The 17,612-nt window shown below is 60.9% G+C and carries 21 protein-coding genes; 11 read left to right on the top strand and 10 right to left on the bottom strand.

Translation table 11 applies throughout. From position 1 onward, the window contains the following. Nucleotides 1-24 precede the first annotated feature (24 nt). The 6 genes from AB4O08_RS17375 to AB4O08_RS17350 form a co-directional block, all read right to left on the bottom strand. Nucleotides 25-1,815 carry a DUF1302 domain-containing protein gene (locus AB4O08_RS17375; RefSeq protein ID WP_080662775.1) on the bottom strand — a complete coding sequence of 597 codons (1,791 nt, stop codon included), beginning with the start codon at nucleotides 1,813-1,815 and terminating at the stop codon, nucleotides 25-27. Between the two features lie 484 nt (nucleotides 1,816-2,299). Further along, nucleotides 2,300-3,211 carry an SDR family oxidoreductase gene (locus tag AB4O08_RS17370; RefSeq protein ID WP_042571626.1) on the bottom strand — a complete coding sequence of 304 codons (912 nt, stop codon included), beginning with the start codon at nucleotides 3,209-3,211 and terminating at the stop codon, nucleotides 2,300-2,302. 173 nt (nucleotides 3,212-3,384) lie between these two features. Next, a complete protein-coding gene (locus AB4O08_RS17365; protein WP_460114242.1) occupies nucleotides 3,385-4,290 on the bottom strand; it encodes an alpha/beta fold hydrolase in 906 nt (301 codons plus the stop codon). Next, entirely contained in the window at nucleotides 4,290-5,072 is a 783-nt protein-coding gene (locus AB4O08_RS17360) for a class II aldolase/adducin family protein (protein WP_010206451.1), read from the bottom strand. Before AB4O08_RS17360 ends, AB4O08_RS17365 begins: the two co-directional genes overlap by 1 nt. Nucleotides 5,073-5,221: 149 nt before the next feature. Further along, nucleotides 5,222-5,908, bottom strand: a complete 687-nt coding sequence (locus AB4O08_RS17355; RefSeq protein WP_460114241.1) for an LrgB family protein — start codon at nucleotides 5,906-5,908, stop codon at nucleotides 5,222-5,224. Further along, the gene (locus AB4O08_RS17350) at nucleotides 5,898-6,269 is read right to left on the bottom strand and encodes a CidA/LrgA family protein (protein ID WP_010206454.1); all 372 of its coding nucleotides are present in this window, start codon (nucleotides 6,267-6,269) and stop codon (nucleotides 5,898-5,900) included. Before AB4O08_RS17350 ends, AB4O08_RS17355 begins: the two co-directional genes overlap by 11 nt. 98 nt (nucleotides 6,270-6,367) lie before the next feature. Between AB4O08_RS17350 and AB4O08_RS17345 the strand changes: the two genes are divergently transcribed. Next, nucleotides 6,368-7,264 carry a LysR family transcriptional regulator gene (locus tag AB4O08_RS17345; RefSeq protein ID WP_010206455.1) on the top strand — a complete coding sequence of 299 codons (897 nt, stop codon included), beginning with the start codon at nucleotides 6,368-6,370 and terminating at the stop codon, nucleotides 7,262-7,264. Here the strand turns inward: AB4O08_RS17345 and AB4O08_RS17340 are convergent. Then, nucleotides 7,245-7,700: a flavodoxin gene (locus AB4O08_RS17340; protein ID WP_021492149.1), complete on the bottom strand. Its 456-nt coding sequence runs from the start codon at nucleotides 7,698-7,700 to the stop codon at nucleotides 7,245-7,247. The genes AB4O08_RS17345 and AB4O08_RS17340 overlap by 20 nt on opposite strands. A 137-nt stretch (nucleotides 7,701-7,837) precedes the next feature. Here AB4O08_RS17340 and AB4O08_RS17335 point away from each other — a divergent pair, with 137 nt between their 5' ends. Both AB4O08_RS17335 and AB4O08_RS17330 read left to right on the top strand, forming a co-directional pair. Further along, the gene (locus AB4O08_RS17335; RefSeq protein WP_010206458.1) at nucleotides 7,838-8,305 is read left to right on the top strand and encodes a PAS domain-containing protein; all 468 of its coding nucleotides are present in this window, start codon (nucleotides 7,838-7,840) and stop codon (nucleotides 8,303-8,305) included. A 65-nt stretch (nucleotides 8,306-8,370) separates the two neighbouring features. Continuing rightward, nucleotides 8,371-8,976, top strand: coding sequence for a hypothetical protein (locus tag AB4O08_RS17330; RefSeq protein WP_010206462.1), 606 nt, complete (start codon nucleotides 8,371-8,373; stop codon nucleotides 8,974-8,976). A 2-nt stretch (nucleotides 8,977-8,978) separates the two neighbouring features. On the opposite strand, the gene AB4O08_RS17325 is transcribed toward AB4O08_RS17330, so the two are convergent. Next, nucleotides 8,979-9,929, bottom strand: coding sequence for a MerR family transcriptional regulator (locus tag AB4O08_RS17325; RefSeq protein ID WP_460114240.1), 951 nt, complete (start codon nucleotides 9,927-9,929; stop codon nucleotides 8,979-8,981). A gap of 216 nt (nucleotides 9,930-10,145) precedes the next feature. Here AB4O08_RS17325 and AB4O08_RS17320 point away from each other — a divergent pair, with 216 nt between their 5' ends. Genes AB4O08_RS17320 through AB4O08_RS17295 form a run of 6 tightly spaced genes read left to right on the top strand, consistent with a single transcriptional unit; the run spans nucleotide 10,146 to nucleotide 13,071 of the window. Continuing rightward, nucleotides 10,146-10,703, top strand: a complete 558-nt coding sequence (locus tag AB4O08_RS17320; protein ID WP_021492151.1) for an antibiotic biosynthesis monooxygenase — start codon at nucleotides 10,146-10,148, stop codon at nucleotides 10,701-10,703. Nucleotides 10,704-10,760: 57 nt separating this feature from the next. Beyond that, the gene (folM, locus tag AB4O08_RS17315) at nucleotides 10,761-11,471 is read left to right on the top strand and encodes a dihydromonapterin reductase (RefSeq protein WP_069673199.1); all 711 of its coding nucleotides are present in this window, start codon (nucleotides 10,761-10,763) and stop codon (nucleotides 11,469-11,471) included. A 20-nt stretch (nucleotides 11,472-11,491) separates the two neighbouring features. Beyond that, on the top strand, nucleotides 11,492-12,046 hold the full coding sequence (folE, locus tag AB4O08_RS17310) for a GTP cyclohydrolase I FolE (protein ID WP_010206467.1): 555 nt from the start codon (nucleotides 11,492-11,494) through the stop codon (nucleotides 12,044-12,046). 2 nt (nucleotides 12,047-12,048) lie between these two features. Then, entirely contained in the window at nucleotides 12,049-12,420 is a 372-nt protein-coding gene (folX, locus tag AB4O08_RS17305) for a dihydroneopterin triphosphate 2'-epimerase (protein ID WP_003176029.1), read from the top strand. A 23-nt stretch (nucleotides 12,421-12,443) separates the two neighbouring features. Further along, nucleotides 12,444-12,740 (top strand): DUF1244 domain-containing protein, encoded by a 297-nt coding sequence (locus AB4O08_RS17300; RefSeq protein WP_010206472.1) that lies wholly within the window; start codon nucleotides 12,444-12,446, stop codon nucleotides 12,738-12,740. Continuing rightward, nucleotides 12,733-13,071 carry a HopJ type III effector protein gene (locus AB4O08_RS17295; protein WP_010206473.1) on the top strand — a complete coding sequence of 113 codons (339 nt, stop codon included), beginning with the start codon at nucleotides 12,733-12,735 and terminating at the stop codon, nucleotides 13,069-13,071. Before AB4O08_RS17300 ends, AB4O08_RS17295 begins: the two co-directional genes overlap by 8 nt. A gap of 186 nt (nucleotides 13,072-13,257) precedes the next feature. On the opposite strand, the gene trxB is transcribed toward AB4O08_RS17295, so the two are convergent. Then, nucleotides 13,258-14,220, bottom strand: coding sequence for a thioredoxin-disulfide reductase (gene trxB / locus AB4O08_RS17290; protein WP_010206474.1), 963 nt, complete (start codon nucleotides 14,218-14,220; stop codon nucleotides 13,258-13,260). 283 nt (nucleotides 14,221-14,503) lie between these two features. On the opposite strand from trxB, the gene cysZ reads away from it, so the two are divergent. Next, entirely contained in the window at nucleotides 14,504-15,271 is a 768-nt protein-coding gene (gene cysZ, locus AB4O08_RS17285; protein WP_010206475.1) for a sulfate transporter CysZ, read from the top strand. Between the two features lie 54 nt (nucleotides 15,272-15,325). Then, complete coding sequence (locus AB4O08_RS17280; RefSeq protein ID WP_010206476.1) at nucleotides 15,326-16,528, top strand: glycosyltransferase family 4 protein; 1,203 nt, start codon at nucleotides 15,326-15,328, stop codon at nucleotides 16,526-16,528. Here AB4O08_RS17280 and AB4O08_RS17275 read toward each other — a convergent pair. Further along, on the bottom strand, nucleotides 16,497-17,600 hold the full coding sequence (locus AB4O08_RS17275) for an NADH:flavin oxidoreductase (RefSeq protein WP_460114239.1): 1,104 nt from the start codon (nucleotides 17,598-17,600) through the stop codon (nucleotides 16,497-16,499). The two genes, AB4O08_RS17280 and AB4O08_RS17275, sit on opposite strands and share 32 nt — an antisense overlap. Nucleotides 17,601-17,612: the final 12 nt, after the last annotated feature.

The raw sequence follows: 17,612 nt of genomic DNA, 5'->3' as shown, positions 1-17,612 counted from the left end.
ATGTTTGTCCTTGTTTAAGCCAGATCAGAAGTTCACGCCGAAGCTGAGGGCGAGGAAGTCGCGGTCGGTCAGGGTGTTGTAGTCGCCGCCAAAGAAGTCGGTGTAACTGAGGCTGGCGGTGTAGGTGTTGCGGTAGTCCGCGTCGACCCCTGCGCTGATGGCCTTGGCGCCCTTGTTGAACAGGCCATTGGGGCCATAACCGGCGACGTCATGGGACCAAGACAGGTTGGGCTTGAGGTTGATCCCGGCAATCACGTTGTTGTAGTCGAGGATCGCCCGCGCGCGATAACCCCAGGAAGTGGAGGTGACAAAACCGTCGGTGTCACCCTGGAAACCGTAGGCGCCGTACACCGAGTCCCGGCCGTAACGCAGTTTGCTTTTATCTTCCAGGCCTGCGACGTGCACGATGGCCGCTTCACCGACCACCGTAAGGCGCTCGGCGCCCAGGACCTGGTCGAAGAACTGGGTCATGGAGCTTTGGATCTGGGTGATCTCTTTACGGCGATAGCCTTTGTTGTCGTCGCCGAAGTTGCTGCGGATGGGTGAGGCCAACTGGCCGGCGACGGGGTTGATCAGGGCCAGGGTCAGATCGGTAGTATTGAGTTGCACCGGGGCATTGGGCCGGTAGCTGATCTCACCGGTCCACGCGGTGCCGGTGGGCAAGGTGGTGGAGAAGCTGGCGCCGAACAAGCGGATGTCTTCCGGGTAATCCAAGTAGTACTGGCCACGGCCGAGCATGAGGCTCTGGACCAAGCCCGCGCCGGAGCCGGGCACGATGCCGTTGGCGGTGCCGGAAATAGCACCCAGGGTGGCCAGGCTGGTGTTGTTGGTGATGGTCCCCACCGTTGGCGTGCGGCTGTGGTAGTTCATGAAGTACAGGCCGTACTCGGTGTCGTCCCCCAGCCAGCGCAGGGCGGCGCCGAACTGGCCGGAATCCCGTGCATCACGGTCCCCGGCGCGACGTACGATGACCCCTTCACTGGTCGCGCCAAATCCTTGGCCGAACGCCGCCGCCACAGGCTGCAATGGCCTGATTGCCGGGTTCCCGACGGTGTAGTTGTTGGTGCAGCCGTCCGCTGCCACGTCGCCACCAAAGAAGGTGCCGCAGTTATCCAGCACCGTCTGGTCCCACTCCAACTGGTAGAAACCTTCGACCGTCAGCTGATTGGTCAGGCTCTGGGACGCGAACAGCATGTTGACCGGAATCAGCCCTTCCTTGATCTCGGCCCCCGGACGGCGGAACGCCGACACATCAATCGGGTTGATGCTGTTGATGGAGTTACCGATGAAGGTACTTTCGCCCCAGCTCACCACCTGCTTGCCCGCTCGCACGGTGCCCGGCAGATCACCCAGCGAATAGTTGTGATAGACGAAGGCATCCAGAATCTGCGCACCGCTGGACTTGGCGCCTTCCTTGCGGTTGTGGTCACTGATCGGTTTGAACTCGCGGTCTTCATCCTTCAGTTCAAAGTCGTACCAGTACTTGCCGCGCACGAATACACCCGTGTCGCCGTACTTCAACTCAAGGTCATGCAGGCCCTTGAAGATCTTGGAGAAGGTTTCGCCCTTCTTGAAGTTCAAGCGCCCGTCATCACCGGTAGACGCCTGGCCGGTACCGCCGTTGACGGTGCCCACCAGCTTTTTATCGGCGTCGCGCATGCCCCAGCTCGCACCCACCGACAGCGAAGAATCGAATTGCCCTTCGATCTCGCCAATGTTGAATGAAACAGCCTGTGCCTGAGCACAGCAACCCAACGCAACCGCAGCGGCCAGCGCCTGTGGCCTGAAGATGGCGCGCATTGTTGTTCTTGTCATGCGTCTTCCCCGGTGAGTGACAGAAGGCCCCACCCTACTGCCGCCCATCAGGAGCGATAAGCGCACCAAGGAGGGATTCGTGTTGTCACTCAAAAGGATGACTGAGCGCTCTGGCCGGGGCTCCGGGCGCAGGCATGCATTGGATGGATGGCGGGTTATCAGGGGAATGTATGGAGAACGTCGAAACTGTTGCTGATTCAGCAACAGTCCTTGTCACGAATCGGCATTACTCATTTTGTTACAAGCGGCTATTCTTACCGGGCTTTCAGGGCAAACGGCCCGCTTCCTCAACCGGAAGGAAAGCCAGATTTACATAGATTGATGACTGTTTTCAGTCTATTACCGGTGTTCACTGACGTTGATTTGTCGCTCCTTGATCCAACGTCTTACTTCGGCCGCTGCCTATGCAGCGGCCTTTTTTATGCCTGGAATAAAACGGGGCGCTATCAGCGCCCCGTAGGATTCAAGCTTTTTCAAGCAACGATCACAGGCTGTATTTCTGCAAATTGGCCATCATCTCCTTCAGCGCTTCGATATTGTCCTTGGGGTGCGCTGCCCCCTCGAAGTCGCAGATCTGTTGCCAATGCGCCGCCACGTCATCGGGCGAGAAGCCCGCCTCCGGATCAAAGCCCACGCCCAGGCTGCGCTCCCAGCGGGTCTTGCCAATCCAGCCGCCGCCGACTTCAAACAACCCCGAGGTTTCCTGGCAGGCTTCGCTGCCCAGGTACACCACCAATGGGCTGACCAGCTCCGGCTTGAGGCGCTCGAACACCTGCGGCGGGATCAGGCCTTCGGTCATGCGCGTGCCGCCGGTGGGAGCAATGGCGTTGACCAGGATGTTGTTCTTGCGGCCTTCCAGCGCCAGGGTGCGCGTCAGCCCATACAGACCCAGCTTGGCCATGCCGTAGTTGGACTGGCCGAAGTTGCCATAGATGCCCGAGGTGGACGCGGTGAAGATCACCCGGCCGTAACCCTGCTCACGCAGATGGGGCCAGGCGGCACGGGTGACTTTGTAGGCGCCTTCGACGTGCACCCGGTAAACCAGGTCCCAGTCGCTGTCGTCCATTTTGTGGAAGGTCTTGTCGCGCAGAATGCCAGCGTTGTTGACCACCACATCGATACGGCCAAAGGCGTCGAGGGCATTCTGCACAATCCTGTCACCGTCGGTGACAGAGTCATGATTGGCTTCGGCGATGCCGCCGGCTTCGCGAATCTCAGCCACCACGCGGTCGGCGGCCGAGGCACTGGCGCCTTCGCCCTGGGTGGAACCGCCCAGGTCGTTGACCAGCACTTTTGCGCCATGTTTGGCGAACAGCAGCGCATGGGCACGGCCCAACCCGCCGCCGGCACCGGTGACGATCACGACCTTATCCTGAAACTGCACTGACTCACTCATACCGAACTCCAATGGCGACAATGGGAATGGGTCGAGTGTCAGGCACGGGGGCCATGGTCACAATAACCACGGCTGAGCCTGAATGGTGCTCGATAAGGCAGAGGGATGATCATGTGGGAACGGGCATGCCGACGATGCAAGCGCCTCGGCCTTTGAGTTGAATCGCCGCGACGCTATCGCAGGTACGCCAGCTCCCTCACCGGGCCAGCAATGCGTTCGCGAAACGCCAGGTAATGCTTGAGCACCTGCACCGGCGCCTCGATCTGCGGGTAGTGCCCGATATTGGCCAACAGCACCGTGTCGGCGTGGGGCACCAACTCGCAGTAACGCGCCACCATATGAGCGCCCGAGATCGGGTCCATCTCGCCATCGATCACTCGCAGCGGCACTTCCTCGCGTTGCATCGCCGCCACCCAACGCTCACGCATACGCCCGCGCTGAGGGATATACGCAATGAGTTTGTGCAGGATGCGTGTGCCGTCATGGCAGTCGATCAGGCTCCAGAAATCATCCAGGGCGCTTTCGCTGGGGCGGGTGTTGGGGCCGAAGATCTGGTTGAAACTGTTCGCCAAGGCATTGCGCCCGAAGGCGCGGCCGATCATCCAGCCCAACGGGCTGAGCAAGAGTTTTTGCACCAGTGCCGGGCGATGGGTTTCGGGAAATAGCCCACCGTTGAGAAACACGCAACTGGCCATGTGAAAGCGCCCTTCGTAATGCCGGGCCAGCAGTTCCTGAGCGACGCTGTCACCGTAGTCGTGTGCCAGCACATGCACCGGCTGCTCTACGCGCAAATGTGCCAGCAGTGCCTGCTGCAAATCTGCCTGTTCCAGCAGGCAATAACCGTGATCCAGTGGCTTGGCCGAGTCGCCGAAACCGAGCATGTCGCAGGCAATCACCAGATTGCGCTGGGCCAGGGGCTGCCACAGGTAGTGCCAGTCCCAGCTGGCGGTGGGAAAGCCATGGATCAGCAGCAACGGTTCGCCCTGCCCCGCCACCCAGTAACGAAGGGTGCGGCCGTGGAAGTCGAACGTCTGGCTGCGTTTGCGCCAGGCGCTGAGCGGGATCTCGGTGAGTGGCATCAGGTTTTATACCCGGGATCGAGGCTGTCCAGTTTGCGCAGCAACGCCGGCCAGGCCAGCGCGCCCCCCATGCCTTGTGCGCTCTTTGTGACCGCCGCCACCATTGCCTTGGCGCCGGCGAGAATCTGCGGCCCGATGTTGATCAGTTCAACGCCACCGCTTTGCGCCAACACCTGGATGTCGCAGGCGCGCTGGAAGGTGAACATCATCAAGAAGGTGTCGGCGATGGTGCTGCCGCAGGTCAGCAAGCCGTGGTTGTGCAGCATCAGGAAATTGTTTTCGCCCAGGTCGGCCTGCAAGCGGGCCTTCTCTTCGTGGTTCAGCGCCACGCCTTCGTAGGCGTGATAGGCCAGACTCGACAGCACGAATATCGACTGCTGGCTGATCGGCAACACGCCTTGTTTCTGCGCCGCCACTGCGACCCCTGCGGCGGTGTGGGTGTGCAGCACACAGGTTACATCGTGGCGCACTTCATGGATGGCGCTGTGGATGGTATAGCCCGCCGGGTTGATCTCGTAGGGGCTGTCCATCAGCTTGTTGCCGGCCTGATCGACCTTGACCAGGCTCGATGCGGTGATCTCATGGAACATCAGCCCATAAGGATTGATCAGGAAGTCATCGGTGCCCGGCACTTTGGCCGAGATATGGGTGAAGATCAGGTCGTCCCAACCGTGCATCGCCACCAGGCGATAACAGGCTGCCAGGTCGACGCGGGTTTGCCACTCGGCGGCGCTGACCTGATCTTTGACATTCTGTGGCGATAGAACGGGGGCTAGGCTCACGGCAACGACCTCCTTGGCGCATTTTCTTATTGTTTTTTGAGTGATGGGCCAGTCTAGTCAGACCTTGAGGCTGCCGGAGTTGCCTTGGCAGCCAGCTTGATGACCGTGCGAGTCAGGGTTGAGGATAGTTCAATCTCGTACTCGCAACGTCAGAGAAGTGCCGCCAATAAAGGCGCGGCGAACAGGTTGAGCAGGCCCGTCAGCACCATCACCAAGCCTGCGACGGAGCCCTCTTCGCCGCCCACCTCATGGGCACGGCTCACGCCCGCGCCGTGGGCGCCCACGCCGAATAACGCACCGCGCGCCAAGGGTGTGCGCAGCGGCAACCACTTCAGCAGCACACCGCCGAGCATGGCGCCGAACACGCCGGTGAACATCACAAACACAGCCGTCAGTTCCGGCACGCCGCCAAGGTCGGAGGACACCGGCATGGCGAACGGTGTCGTGATGGAGCGTGGCACTAGGGACAGGGCTACCGAGGGATCCAACGCCAGGGCCTTGGCCAAACCGAACGAGGTGGCAATGGACGCTGCGCTGCCCGCGATCATGCCCAGCAACAAGGCCGACCAGTAACGCGCCAGCAACTTGCGCTGTTGCCAGATCGGCACCGCGAACGCCACTGTCACCGGGCCAAGCACAAGCATCAGCCAATGGGTGTCGGCAGAGTATTCGGCGTAGGCGGTGTTCATCGGCACGGCCACGGCCAGCAATAGCACCGGTACCAGGATCAGTGGCGACAATAGGTAACGCCCGGTGCAGCGGTAGATCCAGCGACTGAAGATATAAGCACTCAAGGTCAAGGCGAGCCAGAACACCGGCATCAGTTCAAACTTCATGGCGTAGCTTCCAACGGCACACCAGTTCGACGGTGAACGCGGTCACCAGCATGACTGCCAGGGTGCTGAGGCCAATCACCAGCAGGATGCGCCAGCCGTCATTGCGCAACAGGCCGCCATAGTCCAGCAGGCTCATCAGCGCGGGAATGAAGAACAGCAGCATCTCAGCCATCAACACACCGGCCCCCAATTGCAGGGCAGCCGGCTTGATCAGTCCGCTGGCGAAGGTTGCCAGCAGCAGTCCCAAACCCACCACGCCACCGGGGATCGGCAGCGTCAGCCATACGGCCAGCTGGCAACCGAGCAGGTAAATGGCCAGCAGCGCGATCAGTTCAATCAACAAACGGGTGAAACGTTTCATGGGCTTTGGGTCCTCGCAGGCCTTCATTTTAGAGAGACCTGCCCCATCCCCACAGCGAATTTTTAGACTGTCAGCTATTCCACTTTGGAATTGAAGGCATGGAATTCAAACAACTGCGCAGCTTTGTCGAAGTGATCCACCGGGGCGGCTTCACTCAGGCCGGGAAAACCCTGCACATCAGTCAATCCGCCGTCAGTAAACAAGTCGCGCAACTGGAACAAAGCCTGGGCACGCCGCTGTTGGAACGTACCGGTTCGCACATCCGCCTGACCGCCGCCGGGGAGGTGGTGCTGCAACGGGCTGAAGCCATGCTGCGTTTGCAGACGGAATTGCTCAGTGAGCTGGATGATATGCAGCAACTGACCCGTGGCGAGTTGCGCCTGGGTTTGCCGCTACTGGCGGGCGATACCTTGTTCGCCGGGCTGTTTGCCGAGTACCGCAGGCGCTACCCGAACGTCACCATCCAGTTGCTGGAAGGTGGCAGTCGCACGATCGAACAGGCGATTCTCAATGGTGAACTGGATGTCGGCGGCTGCCTGAACTCAAGTGATCCGGCCTTCGCCCGACAAGCCTTCTGCGATGAACCGCTCGACGCCCTGCTGCCGATGGATCATCCCCTGGCGCAGAATGCCCAAGTGCGCCTGGAGGAACTGGCGGACACCCCGTTTCTGATGTACCAGCGCAGCTTTGTGCTCAATGATCGGTTGATCCAGGCCTGCCAGCAGGTGGGCTTCACCCCGAGGGAAATCGGCCGCAGCGGCCAGGCTGACTTCCTCGCCGCCCTGGTCGCAGCCGGCCAGGGCGTGGTGCTGCTGCCCAGCGTGGTCGCCCGTGGACTGTTGCGACCGGGCGTGGTGCGCCTCACCTTGAAGGCGCCCGACTACCTGCGCTGGGACATTGCGTTTACCTGGCGTGAGGGCGCGTATCTGTCAAAAGCCGCCCAGGCCTGGCTGGCGTTGTTGCGCGAGTTTCCGGTCAGCCGCGCAGTGCAGTGACCAGCTCGGCCAGCCACGGTTCGGCATCGGCTTCCGGGGTGACGCTTTCGCTGGCGTCCAGGCGCAGCATCGGCAGCACTTCGCGCACGCCCAGTTCGCTAAACAGCTCGCGCATTTGCTCGCCGCCGCCGCAGAAGGTATCGCCATAGCTGGCGTCGCCCAGGCCGATCACCGCACCCGGCAGGCCGCGCCAGGCGGCGGGCAGTTGGTCGCGAATGCTGGAGTACAGAGGTTGCAGATTGTCGGGTAACTCGCCCATGCCCGTGGTGGAGGTCACCGCCAGAAATGCGTCCGGCGCAAACGCCTGTACATCCGCCAGGCTGGCGCGAGCGTTATGCCAGGCCTCGAAACCGGCAGCATTGAGGATATCGGCAGCGTGGCGGGCGACTTCTTCAGCAGTGCCGTAGACCGAGCCGGAAAGGATGGCGACTTTCATCAATCTGATCCTGTGGTTGAGCGAAAGCGTGGGATATTAGCAGCTCGACCGCCCCCTACAAAAAAACGTCACGCCCGCTGGAAAGATTGCCACGCTGTCTTAAACTTGCGACTCCTCAAATGGATGGATCCACCTGAATGATTAATGCCCAATTGATGCAAATGGTCATTGATGCCTCGAATGACGGCATCGTTATCGCCGAACGGGAAGGCAAGGACCTGCCGCTGATCTACGTCAATCCGGCCTTCGAGCGCCTCACCGGCTACACCCGCGACGAGATCCTCTACCAGGATTGCCGTTTCCTGCAGTCCGGTGACCGCGACCAGCCCGCTCTGATCGCCATTCGCGAGGCCCTCAGCGCCGGCGAAAGCTGCCGCGAAACCTTGCGCAACTACCGCAAGGACGGCACGCACTTCTGGAATGAGCTGTCGCTGTCCACCACTTACAACCCGGCGGACAAACAAACGTATTTCGTCGGCGTGCAAAAAGACGTGACGGTTCAGGTCAAAGCCCAGCAGCGCGTGGCTCAACTGGAGGCGCAAGTCGCAGAACTCAAGGCTGAACTGGCGGCACTCAAAGCGACGAGTGGATCTAACAAAAATTAGAAAAAACGCTCATTAAGAGGATAATGGCGTTTTAGCACCTCCCGCCCCCCCGTTGAGCAAGCCCCATGCGACGCGATGCACTCCTGACGCAGGACGAGTTGGATTTCATCCAGACCCTGCAGCACAATCCGCAATTGAACCTGCGTGATGCATCGTCGAGCTTGACGGTCAACGGCGGTGCGCAGATTCGCGACCTCCTCACTCGCCTGGCGGCCCACGACCACGTCACCATCCAGGCGCAGTTCGACAACCAGCAGCTCACCTTCCCACTGCACTTGGTGGAAGATGAGTTTCATGCCGTTCACCTGCGCCTGGGCGTGCCGAGTATTTTCGAGGACGGGCCAATGATCCGGCCGTGGCGCCTCGCACTCGAGACCCCGGTGGCGTTGGAAAATGTCAGGGGCAACCCGGGCGCGCTGTGGGTACATGAGGTGTCATTCAAGGGTGTGCTGGTAGAAATTCGCGGCCGGATCAAGCCGCCGAAAACCTTTTCCCTATGGTTCAGCCCTTCGGGTTACGAACGCATCGCGGTGCGCGGAACGTTCGAACGGGAAACCGCACGCGGCCTGTTCGCTTATCGGCTCAGCCAAGACGTCGCCGATGAAACCGAGCGCCTGCGCCAGTTCATCCTGCACCAGCACCGCCTCGCTCATCCTGAAGTGCACGCTTGATATCAGGTATCCAGGCTACCGCTCAGGAATTGCTGCAAGCGCCGCTGCATCAGCGGGCCATCATTGCCCAGGCAGCCGATTGACGAGCCAGCGAGGCGCTCCTGCACCAAGTCCGCGGCGTCACCGGCCAGCAGCAATGGACAATCGATGGTCAGCGCCAGCCGCTTGAGCCGCGACGGCAGTTCATTGCTGGGGGCGCGATTGGAAAACAGCACCAAGGCTTGCGGATGGGTCTTCTCACAGACCAGTGTCAGTTCGTCGAATGGCTGGCCCACCCCCAGGATCTTTACAGCGAGCTTTTCACCGGTCAGCAGCAGGCCTGCCACCAACACCTCCAGCTCGCGGCATTCCCCGGCAATGGCTGCCAGCAGAACCCGAGGCAGCGGCGCGGCGGCTAACACCTGCAGACGTTGCGCGGTGCGTGAACGCAAGAAATTATCGAAGAACAGCCACTCGCTGGCCTGGCCGAAGCGCCCTTGATGACGCAACAATTCCTGCCAGAGCGGCATGAGAATGTCTTGAAAGACCACGGCGAGCGGGTAGGCGGAAAAAATCTGGCCGTACAGCCGATCCAGTTGGCAGTCATCGAACGCGCTGATTGCGTTGCGCAATTGCCCGTGCCACTGAGCCCACTCCACGCTATCTTCAGAAACCGTACCGGGTTCGCGGAGCGGCTCGCCGCGCGCGAGGATCCTGCCCACTTTGCTCACCGCGACGCCGCGTTCGATCCAGTCGAGAATGCGGTGCACCGTGTCGATATCGGTGCGCGAGTACAAACGATGCCCACTTTCGGTGCGGATCGGCTGGATGAGGCCGTACCGTCTCTCCCACGCCCGCAGGGTGACCGGGTTGACGCCCGTTAGCCGAGCGACTTCGCGAATCGGCAAAAGATCATCGGAAACAGCGGTGCGGTCAGTGGTTGTTTCGCGCTGCGGAGCAATAGTTTCGGGCATCAGAGGTCAAGAACATCCATGTCGATATGGGCCCCATTTAACGCTTTTTCGGTTGAACGATTCAAGCTGCGCGGCGAACCGACAGAAGTGTCTGGCGTATTTCACTAAAACAGGAATAATCCTTGCCTGCTTTTTCAAGGCGCAGCCGCATCACCCCGCGACTGCACCTGGTGCCGTACCTACCCGGTCACGTGCCCCCTTATTTGGAGATACACAATGTCTACCTCTCCCGTCACCTTGATGGTTGCGCGCCGCGTGGCCAAAGGGCGCTACGAAGAACTGATGGCCTGGCTGCGCGAAGGCGAGCAATTGGCCACGGACTTTCCCGGCTACCTGGGCTCGGGTGTCCTTGCACCGCCGCCCAACGATGATGAATTCCAGATCATTTTCCGCTTCGCCGATGAACAGACTCTGCATGCCTGGGAGTTTTCGGCTTCCCGCAGCGCCTGGTTGAGCCGTGGCAGCGAGCTGTTTGCAGACCCGTCCGAGCACCGCGTACGTGGTATCGATGGCTGGTTTGGCGCAGTCGGCGCCCGCCCTCCACGCTGGAAGCAGGCAGTGGCGATCTGGCTGGCGTTTTTCCCGGTGTCGCTGCTGTTCAACTTTGTCCTGGGGCCCTTGCTCAACGAACTCGACCTGGCGCCGCGCGTACTGGTCAGCACCATGGCCCTGACGCCGCTGATGGTGTACTGGTTCATCCCGCTGTCGACGCATCTGTTAGCCAATTGGCTGCATCCCTCCCCGCCACGCAAGGTCGCTGAAGCCGCCGCGTGAGTACAGGGGCGCCCGGTCGCTGGTATAGTTTCAATCTGCCAGCGACTCGAGCCTCCCATGACTGCAACGAACGCCCCGATCCTGATCACCGGCGCCGGCCAGCGTGTCGGCCTGCATTGCGCCCAGCGCCTGCTGGATGAAGGCCACCCGGTGATTTTCAGCTACCGCAGCGAGAGACCCGGCGTGCAAGCCCTGCGCGCACGTGGTGCGGTGGGGGTGTTTGCCGATTTCTCCAGTGAGGCCGGTATCCTGGCGTTTATCGCTGAATTGAACACCCATACCCAGAGCCTGCGCGCGATCATTCACAACGCCTCGGCCTGGATCGCCGAAACGCCCGACGACGAAAGCCGCGCCTTTACCGACATGTTCAGCGTGCACATGCTTGCGCCGTACCTGATCAACCTGCATTGTTCACCCTTGTTGCAACGCTCTTCCCCCGCCGACATTGTGCACATCAGCGATGACGTGGTGCGCAAGGGCAGCCGCCAGCACATCGCGTATTGCGCCACCAAAGCCGGGCTCGACAGCCTCACGTTGTCGTTTGCCGCGCAGTTCGCGCCGCTGATCAAGGTCAACGGCATCGCGCCGGCGATGGTGATGTTCAACGACGGCGACGACGCAGACTATCGCGCCAAGGTGCTGGCCAAGTCGGCACTGGGCATCGAGCCCGGGCCCGAGGTGATCTACCAGAGCATGCGTTACCTGCTGGATAACCCTTATGTCACCGGTACCACCCTGACCGTCAACGGCGGGCGGCATATCAAGTAAGCCGTTTGTGAGGATGTTGTATGACCCTGCCCCACCACTACCGCGAAATCCTCAAAGGCCTGGGCGAAGACCCGGAGCGCGAAGGCTTGCTCGATACGCCCAAGCGCGCTGCCAAGGCCATGCAGTACCTGTGTCACGGCTACGAGCAGAGCCTTGAAGACATCGTCAACGGCGCGCTGTTCACCTCTGACAATGACGAGATGGTGATCCTCAAGGACATCGAGTTGTACTCGCTGTGCGAACACCACCTGCTGCCCTTCATCGGCAAGGCCCACGTGGCCTACATCCCCACCGGCAAGGTGTTGGGCCTGTCGAAGCTGGCGCGCATCGTCGACATGTACGCTCGGCGCCTGCAGATCCAGGAAAACCTCACGCGGCAAATCGCCGACGCAATCCAGGACGTGACCCAGGCCGCCGGCGTGGCCGTGGTGATCGAAGCCCAGCACATGTGCATGATGATGCGCGGTGTGGAAAAACAGAATTCAACCATGAACACCTCGGTGATGCTCGGCGCGTTCCGCGAGTCGAACACCACGCGCATGGAGTTCCTGCAACTGATCGGACGGAGCAAGTAGCAATGCCACAACTTCAACCAGGCATGGCGCGCATCCGGGTCAAGGACCTGTGCCTGCGCACTTACATCGGCATCAACGAGGACGAGATCCTCAACAAGCAGGATGTGCTGATCAACCTGACCATCCTGTATGCCGCCCAGGAAGCCGTGCGCGACAATGACATTGACCACGCCTTGAATTACCGCACCATCACCAAGGCGATCATTGCCCACGTCGAGGGCAACCGCTTTGCCTTGCTGGAGCGCCTGACCCAGGAGCTGCTGGACCTGGTGATGAGCAATGAGTCGGTGCTGTACGCCGAAGTCGAAGTGGACAAGCCCCATGCGCTGCGCTTTGCCGAGTCGGTGTCGATTACCCTGGCGGCCAGCCGCTAACCCCTGAATTGTCAGTGAGCCCTATGAACGACCAACAACGCCTCGAACTCGAAGCCGCTGCCTTCCGCAGGCTGGTGGCGCACCTGGACAGCCGAAAGGATGTGCAGAATATCGACCTGATGAACCTCTCGGGCTTCTGCCGTAACTGCTTGTCCAAGTGGTACAAGGCCGAGGCCGACGAGCGCCAGATCGAGCTGAGCCTCGATGACGCCCGTGAAGTGGTGTACGGCATGCCGTACGCCGAGTGGAAAGCCCAATACCAGAAAGAAGCCAGCGCCGACCAACAGGCGGCGTTCGCCAAAGGAAAAACCCATGACTGATTTGAACACCCTGCGCGCCAGCCTCGACAGCGGCGAACATGTTTTTGCCGATACGCTGGCCTTTGTCGCCGCAGGTTATGACTACCAGCCACAAGCCTTTACCAATGGCGACGTGGAAAACGCCGCTGGGCAGAACGAAGGCTCGTGCAAGACCTTGGGTTTGGCCCTGTTGGAAGGCCTGAGCGACCAGGAAGCGCTGCTGGCGTTTGGCGAGCATTACCGTTCGGTGCTGGCGACGCCTGAGGGCAGCGACCATGGCAATATCCGGGCGCTGATCAAGCATGGGCTGGCTGGGGTGAAGTTTGCCGCGCAGCCACTGACCCGCCGCTGATTCAATTTGATAACCCGGTTAATGTGGGAGCCGGGCTTGCCCGCGATGGCCGTGGTGGCTGACACGACGCTATCGCAGGCAAGCCAGCTCCCACAGTGATTGGGTTGACACATCGAAACTGTGGTGCGACTTGAATTGCGCGCATAAAAAAACCGGCCTCTCAGCCGGTTTTTTCGTTTCAACGGTTTAGAACGAAGCGTCCTTCAAACCGTCGAGGTAACGCTCGGCATCCAGTGCCGCCATGCAACCGGCGCCGGCCGAGGTGATGGCCTGGCGGTAGACGTGGTCGGCCACGTCACCGGCAGCGAAGATACCTTCGATGTTGGTGGCAGTGGCATTGCCTTCGCGGCCGCCCTGAACGACCAGGTAACCGTCTTTGGCTTCCAGCACGCCCTCGAACAGCGAAGTGTTCGGAGTGTGGCCGATGGCGATAAACACGCCGTCGACTTTCAGCTCGTCGAAGCTGCCGTCGTTGTTCTTCAGGCGGGCACCGGTCACGCCCATGTTGTCGCCCAGGACTTCGTCCAGGGTGGCGTTGAGCTTGAGGATGATCTTGCCTTCAGCCACACGGGCGTGCAGCTTGTCGATCAGGATCTTCTCGGCGCGGAAGGTCTCGCGGCGGTGAACCAGGGTCACGGTGCTGGCGATGTTGGCCAGGTACAGTGCTTCTTCCACGGCAGTGTTGCCACCACCGACCACGGCGACTGGCTTGTTGCGGTAGAAGAAACCGTCGCAGGTCGCGCAGGCGGAAACGCCCTTGCCCATGAACGCTTCTTCCGACGGCAGTCCCAGGTAACGGGCGCTGGCGCCAGTAGCGATGATCAACGCGTCACAGGTGTACACGCCGCTGTCGCCGGTCAGGCTGTAAGGCTTCTTGGAGAAATCGACCTGGTTGATGTGATCAAACACGATCTCGGTTTCGAAGCGCTCGGCGTGTTCTTTCATACGCTCCATGAGCACCGGGCCGGTGAGGCCGTGGACGTCGCCCGGCCAGTTGTCGACTTCGGTGGTGGTGGTCAGCTGACCACCCGCCTGCATGCCGGTGATCAGCAGTGGCTTGAGGTTGGCCCGGGCAGCGTAAACGGCAGCGCTGTAACCGGCAGGGCCGGAACCGAGAATAATCACTCGCGAATGACGGGTATCAGACATGACTCACTCCTATCGACCACCTGGACTACAAGGCGGCTGGAATAAAAAAGGGACCACGAAGCACTTGGGGAAGGCTTGAACTCGCAGGCCCTGAAAAATAATGGGTGCAGCGTATCGAGGGGGGCAAGATTAAGGAAATACGGAATAACAATCCAGCTCATAGGTGGTCTCTATGCAGTCGGCTAGATTGATCGATGCCTTTGTTACTGCTGATGTCGCCGCTTTCGCCCAAGATGCAAAGCCGGTAAGGTCGGCGCGTTCGTCCCCTTGTTCGGAGTTCTCCATGCCCGCCCCCGCTCTTTCCGGCCCGCAATACCTGCGCGAAGGCCTCAAACTGGTGTTGAGTCCCAGCTTGCGCCTATTTGTGCTGCTGCCGCTGGCGATCAACCTGGTGTTGTTCGTCGGCTTGATCTATTTCGCCGGCCATCAGTTCAGTTTGTGGGTCGACCATCTGATGCCGACGCTGCCGAGCTGGTTGGGTTTTCTGAATTACCTGCTCTGGCCCCTGTTCGTCGTGCTGGTGGTGCTGATGGTGTTTTTCACCTTCACCATGCTCGCCAACATCATCGCAGCGCCCTTCAACGGCTTTCTCTCGGAGAAGGTAGAAGTGGTGGTGCGCGGCACCGATGACTTCCCGGCCTTCAGCTGGGGCGAGTTGATCGCCATGGTCCCGCGCACCCTGGCTCGCGAGATGCGCAAGCTGGGCTATTTCCTGCCCCGGGCCATCGGCCTGTTTATCCTGTCGTTCATTCCGGTGGTCAACCTGATCGCCGCCCCCCTGTGGTTGCTGTTCGGCGTGTGGATGATGGCGATCCAATACATCGACTACCCGGCGGACAACCACAAACTGGGCTGGAACGAAATGCTCGCCTGGTTGCGGCAGAAACGCTGGCAGAGCATGAGCTTCGGCGGGATCGTCTACCTGGTGCTGCTGGTGCCGGTGGTCAACCTGTTGATGATGCCGGCCGCGGTGGCGGGAGCCACGTTGTTCTGGGTACGTGAACAAGGGGCCGAGGCGATGGCACAGCAGCAGAAAGTGACCCAGTCATAAATCCATCATCTCGATGACACAATGACGACATGGCCCACGGCGAGACTGTGGGTCATGACGACAGCTTCGCTTCACATCACCCTTATTACCGAAACCTTCCCGCCAGAGATCAACGGGGTGGCCAATACCCTTGGTCGCCTGTGCGAGGGTTTGCGTGCCCGTGGCCATCAAGTCGAACTGGTGCGCCCGCGCCAAGGCGTCGACCAGAGCCGCCCCAGCGACGATGCGTTGCTGCTGTGCCGTGGCTGGCCGCTGCCGGGTTATCCAGGCCTGCAATGGGGGCAGTCGTCGATGCACAAGTTGCTGCGGCGCTGGACCCGTCAGCGCCCGGACGTGCTGTACATCGCCACGGAGGGGCCACTGGGCCTGTCCGCCCTGCGCGCCGCACGTCGCCTGGGGATCAGCGTGGTCAGCGGTTTTCACACCAACTTCCAGCAGTACTCCAACCAATACGGCTTGAGCCTGCTGAGCCGGATGGTCACCCACTACCTGCGCTGGTTTCATAACCGCTCGACCCTGACCCTGGTGCCCAGCGCCAGCCAGCGCCTGGAGCTGGAACGCCGGCATTTCGAGCGCCTGGGCATGTTGTCACGCGGCGTGGACAGCCAGCTGTTCCATCCCGCCAAACGCGATAACGCGCTGCGGAAAAGCTGGGCATTAAACAGCGAGCAAACCGCCGTGCTCTATGTGGGCCGGCTGGCCCAGGAAAAAAACCTGGGGCTGCTCAAGCGCTGCTTCGAGACGTTGCAGGACACCTATCCACTGCGCCAGATGAAACTGATCATCGTCGGTGATGGCCCGCAACGCGCGACGATGGAGAAGGAGCTGCCAGAGGCGATCTTCTGCGGGACCTTGCGCGGTGAGGAACTGGCGCGGCATTACGCGTCAGGCGATGTGTTTCTGTTCCCCAGTCTGACCGAAACCTTCGGCAACGTTGTGCTGGAAGCAATGGCGTCGGGGCTGGGTGTGGTGGCCTACGACCAAGCCGCCGCGACCCAGCATATTCGCCATGGCTACAACGGTGTATTGGCGATGCCGGGGGACGAGAACGCGTTTTGCGAGGCGGCCAACTGGCTGCTGGAGGACGCTGAAAGTCTGCGCCGCATGCGCCTGAATGCGCGTCAACATGCGAGCCGCCAGGGTTGGCCGGCGATTATCGAGCAGTTTGAGCGACAACTGCGCGGGGTCTGCAAGGACGGGCACCCGGTGCCCGCCCTGTCGCCGCTTACACCAGGGTCGTCAACACCTCACGACTGAACGGCAGAATGTCGCCCTCACGGCCTTCACGCACCTTCACCGCCCAATCCGGATCGACCAGAAGCGCACGGCCTACAGCGACCAGGTCGAACTCATCGTTGTTCAAGCGCTCCAGCAGTTTCTCCAGGCTGGCCGGTTGCGCGACCTTGTCGGTGTTGACCATGAACTGCAGGAACTCGCCGTCCAGGCCGACGCTGCCCACGGTGATGGTCGGCTTGCCGGTGAGCAGACGTGTCCAGCCGGCCAGGTTAAGGTCGGAACCTTCGAACTCCGGCTCCCAGAAACGACGCGTGGAGCAGTGGAAAATATCCACGCCCGCGTCGGCCAGTGGCTTGAGGAATTCGCCCAGGGCTTCTGGGGTTTGCACCAGGCGCGCGGTGTAGTCCTGCTGCTTCCATTGGGAGAAACGGAAGATGATCGGAAATTGCGGGCCGACCGCGGCGCGGGTGGCCTGGATCAGCTCAATGGCAAAACGCGAACGGTTGGCCAGGCTGCCGCCGTATTCGTCAGTCCGCTGGTTGCTGCCTTCCCAGAAGAACTGATCGACCAAATAGCCATGGGCGCCGTGGATTTCAACGCCGTCCATGCCGATGCTCTGGGCATCCTTGGCGGCTTGGGCGAAGGCATTGATCACCTCCTTGATGTCTTGATGGGTCATGCCGTGCACGACCACATTGCCATCCTTGAGTTTTTCCATCGGGCCATAGGCCGGCACGCTGGCATCCGGCTCGGTGCCGATGCGACGCACGCTGCCCACATGCCACAGCTGCGGGACGATCTTGCCGCCTTCGGCGTGTACCGCGTCGACGACGTTCTTCCAGCCAGCCAGAGCAGCTTCACCGTAGAAGTGCGGCACGTTGGGGTAACCATTCGAGGCTTGATGGCCGACCACGGTGCCTTCGGTGATGATCAGGCCCACGCCGGCAGCGGCGCGTCGGCGGTAGTACTCGATCACGCTGGAATTGGGTACGCCGCCAGGCGAGAACGAACGGGTCATCGGCGCCATGACGACACGGGTCGCCAGTTGCAATGCACCGAGCTGGAAGGGTTTGAACAAGGCTTGGACGGGCATGGGGCACTCCAC

The sequence above is a fragment of the Pseudomonas sp. H3_E07 genome, from assembly GCF_054668895.1.
Note: the sequence above shows the minus strand (reverse complement) of the source record. Positions and strands in the feature narration are given on the sequence as shown.

Coding starts and splice junctions, on each gene's coding strand:
- AB4O08_RS17355 (WP_460114241.1), bottom strand. CDS start 5,908: ATGAAGTTTGAACTGATGCCGGTGTTCTGGCTCGCCTTGACCTTGAGT.
- folM (WP_069673199.1), top strand. CDS start 10,761: ATGACTGCAACGAACGCCCCGATCCTGATCACCGGCGCCGGCCAGCGT.
- AB4O08_RS17280 (WP_010206476.1), top strand. CDS start 15,326: ATGACGACAGCTTCGCTTCACATCACCCTTATTACCGAAACCTTCCCG.
- AB4O08_RS17295 (WP_010206473.1), top strand. CDS start 12,733: ATGACTGATTTGAACACCCTGCGCGCCAGCCTCGACAGCGGCGAACAT.
- AB4O08_RS17275 (WP_460114239.1), bottom strand. CDS start 17,600: ATGCCCGTCCAAGCCTTGTTCAAACCCTTCCAGCTCGGTGCATTGCAA.
- AB4O08_RS17365 (WP_460114242.1), bottom strand. CDS start 4,290: ATGCCACTCACCGAGATCCCGCTCAGCGCCTGGCGCAAACGCAGCCAG.
- AB4O08_RS17345 (WP_010206455.1), top strand. CDS start 6,368: ATGGAATTCAAACAACTGCGCAGCTTTGTCGAAGTGATCCACCGGGGC.
- AB4O08_RS17370 (WP_042571626.1), bottom strand. CDS start 3,211: ATGAGTGAGTCAGTGCAGTTTCAGGATAAGGTCGTGATCGTCACCGGT.
- AB4O08_RS17335 (WP_010206458.1), top strand. CDS start 7,838: ATGATTAATGCCCAATTGATGCAAATGGTCATTGATGCCTCGAATGAC.
- cysZ (WP_010206475.1), top strand. CDS start 14,504: ATGCCCGCCCCCGCTCTTTCCGGCCCGCAATACCTGCGCGAAGGCCTC.
- AB4O08_RS17300 (WP_010206472.1), top strand. CDS start 12,444: ATGAACGACCAACAACGCCTCGAACTCGAAGCCGCTGCCTTCCGCAGG.
- AB4O08_RS17320 (WP_021492151.1), top strand. CDS start 10,146: ATGTCTACCTCTCCCGTCACCTTGATGGTTGCGCGCCGCGTGGCCAAA.
- AB4O08_RS17330 (WP_010206462.1), top strand. CDS start 8,371: ATGCGACGCGATGCACTCCTGACGCAGGACGAGTTGGATTTCATCCAG.
- trxB (WP_010206474.1), bottom strand. CDS start 14,220: ATGTCTGATACCCGTCATTCGCGAGTGATTATTCTCGGTTCCGGCCCT.
- AB4O08_RS17325 (WP_460114240.1), bottom strand. CDS start 9,929: ATGCCCGAAACTATTGCTCCGCAGCGCGAAACAACCACTGACCGCACC.
- folE (WP_010206467.1), top strand. CDS start 11,492: ATGACCCTGCCCCACCACTACCGCGAAATCCTCAAAGGCCTGGGCGAA.
- AB4O08_RS17340 (WP_021492149.1), bottom strand. CDS start 7,700: ATGAAAGTCGCCATCCTTTCCGGCTCGGTCTACGGCACTGCTGAAGAA.
- AB4O08_RS17375 (WP_080662775.1), bottom strand. CDS start 1,815: ATGACAAGAACAACAATGCGCGCCATCTTCAGGCCACAGGCGCTGGCC.
- folX (WP_003176029.1), top strand. CDS start 12,049: ATGCCACAACTTCAACCAGGCATGGCGCGCATCCGGGTCAAGGACCTG.
- AB4O08_RS17350 (WP_010206454.1), bottom strand. CDS start 6,269: ATGAAACGTTTCACCCGTTTGTTGATTGAACTGATCGCGCTGCTGGCC.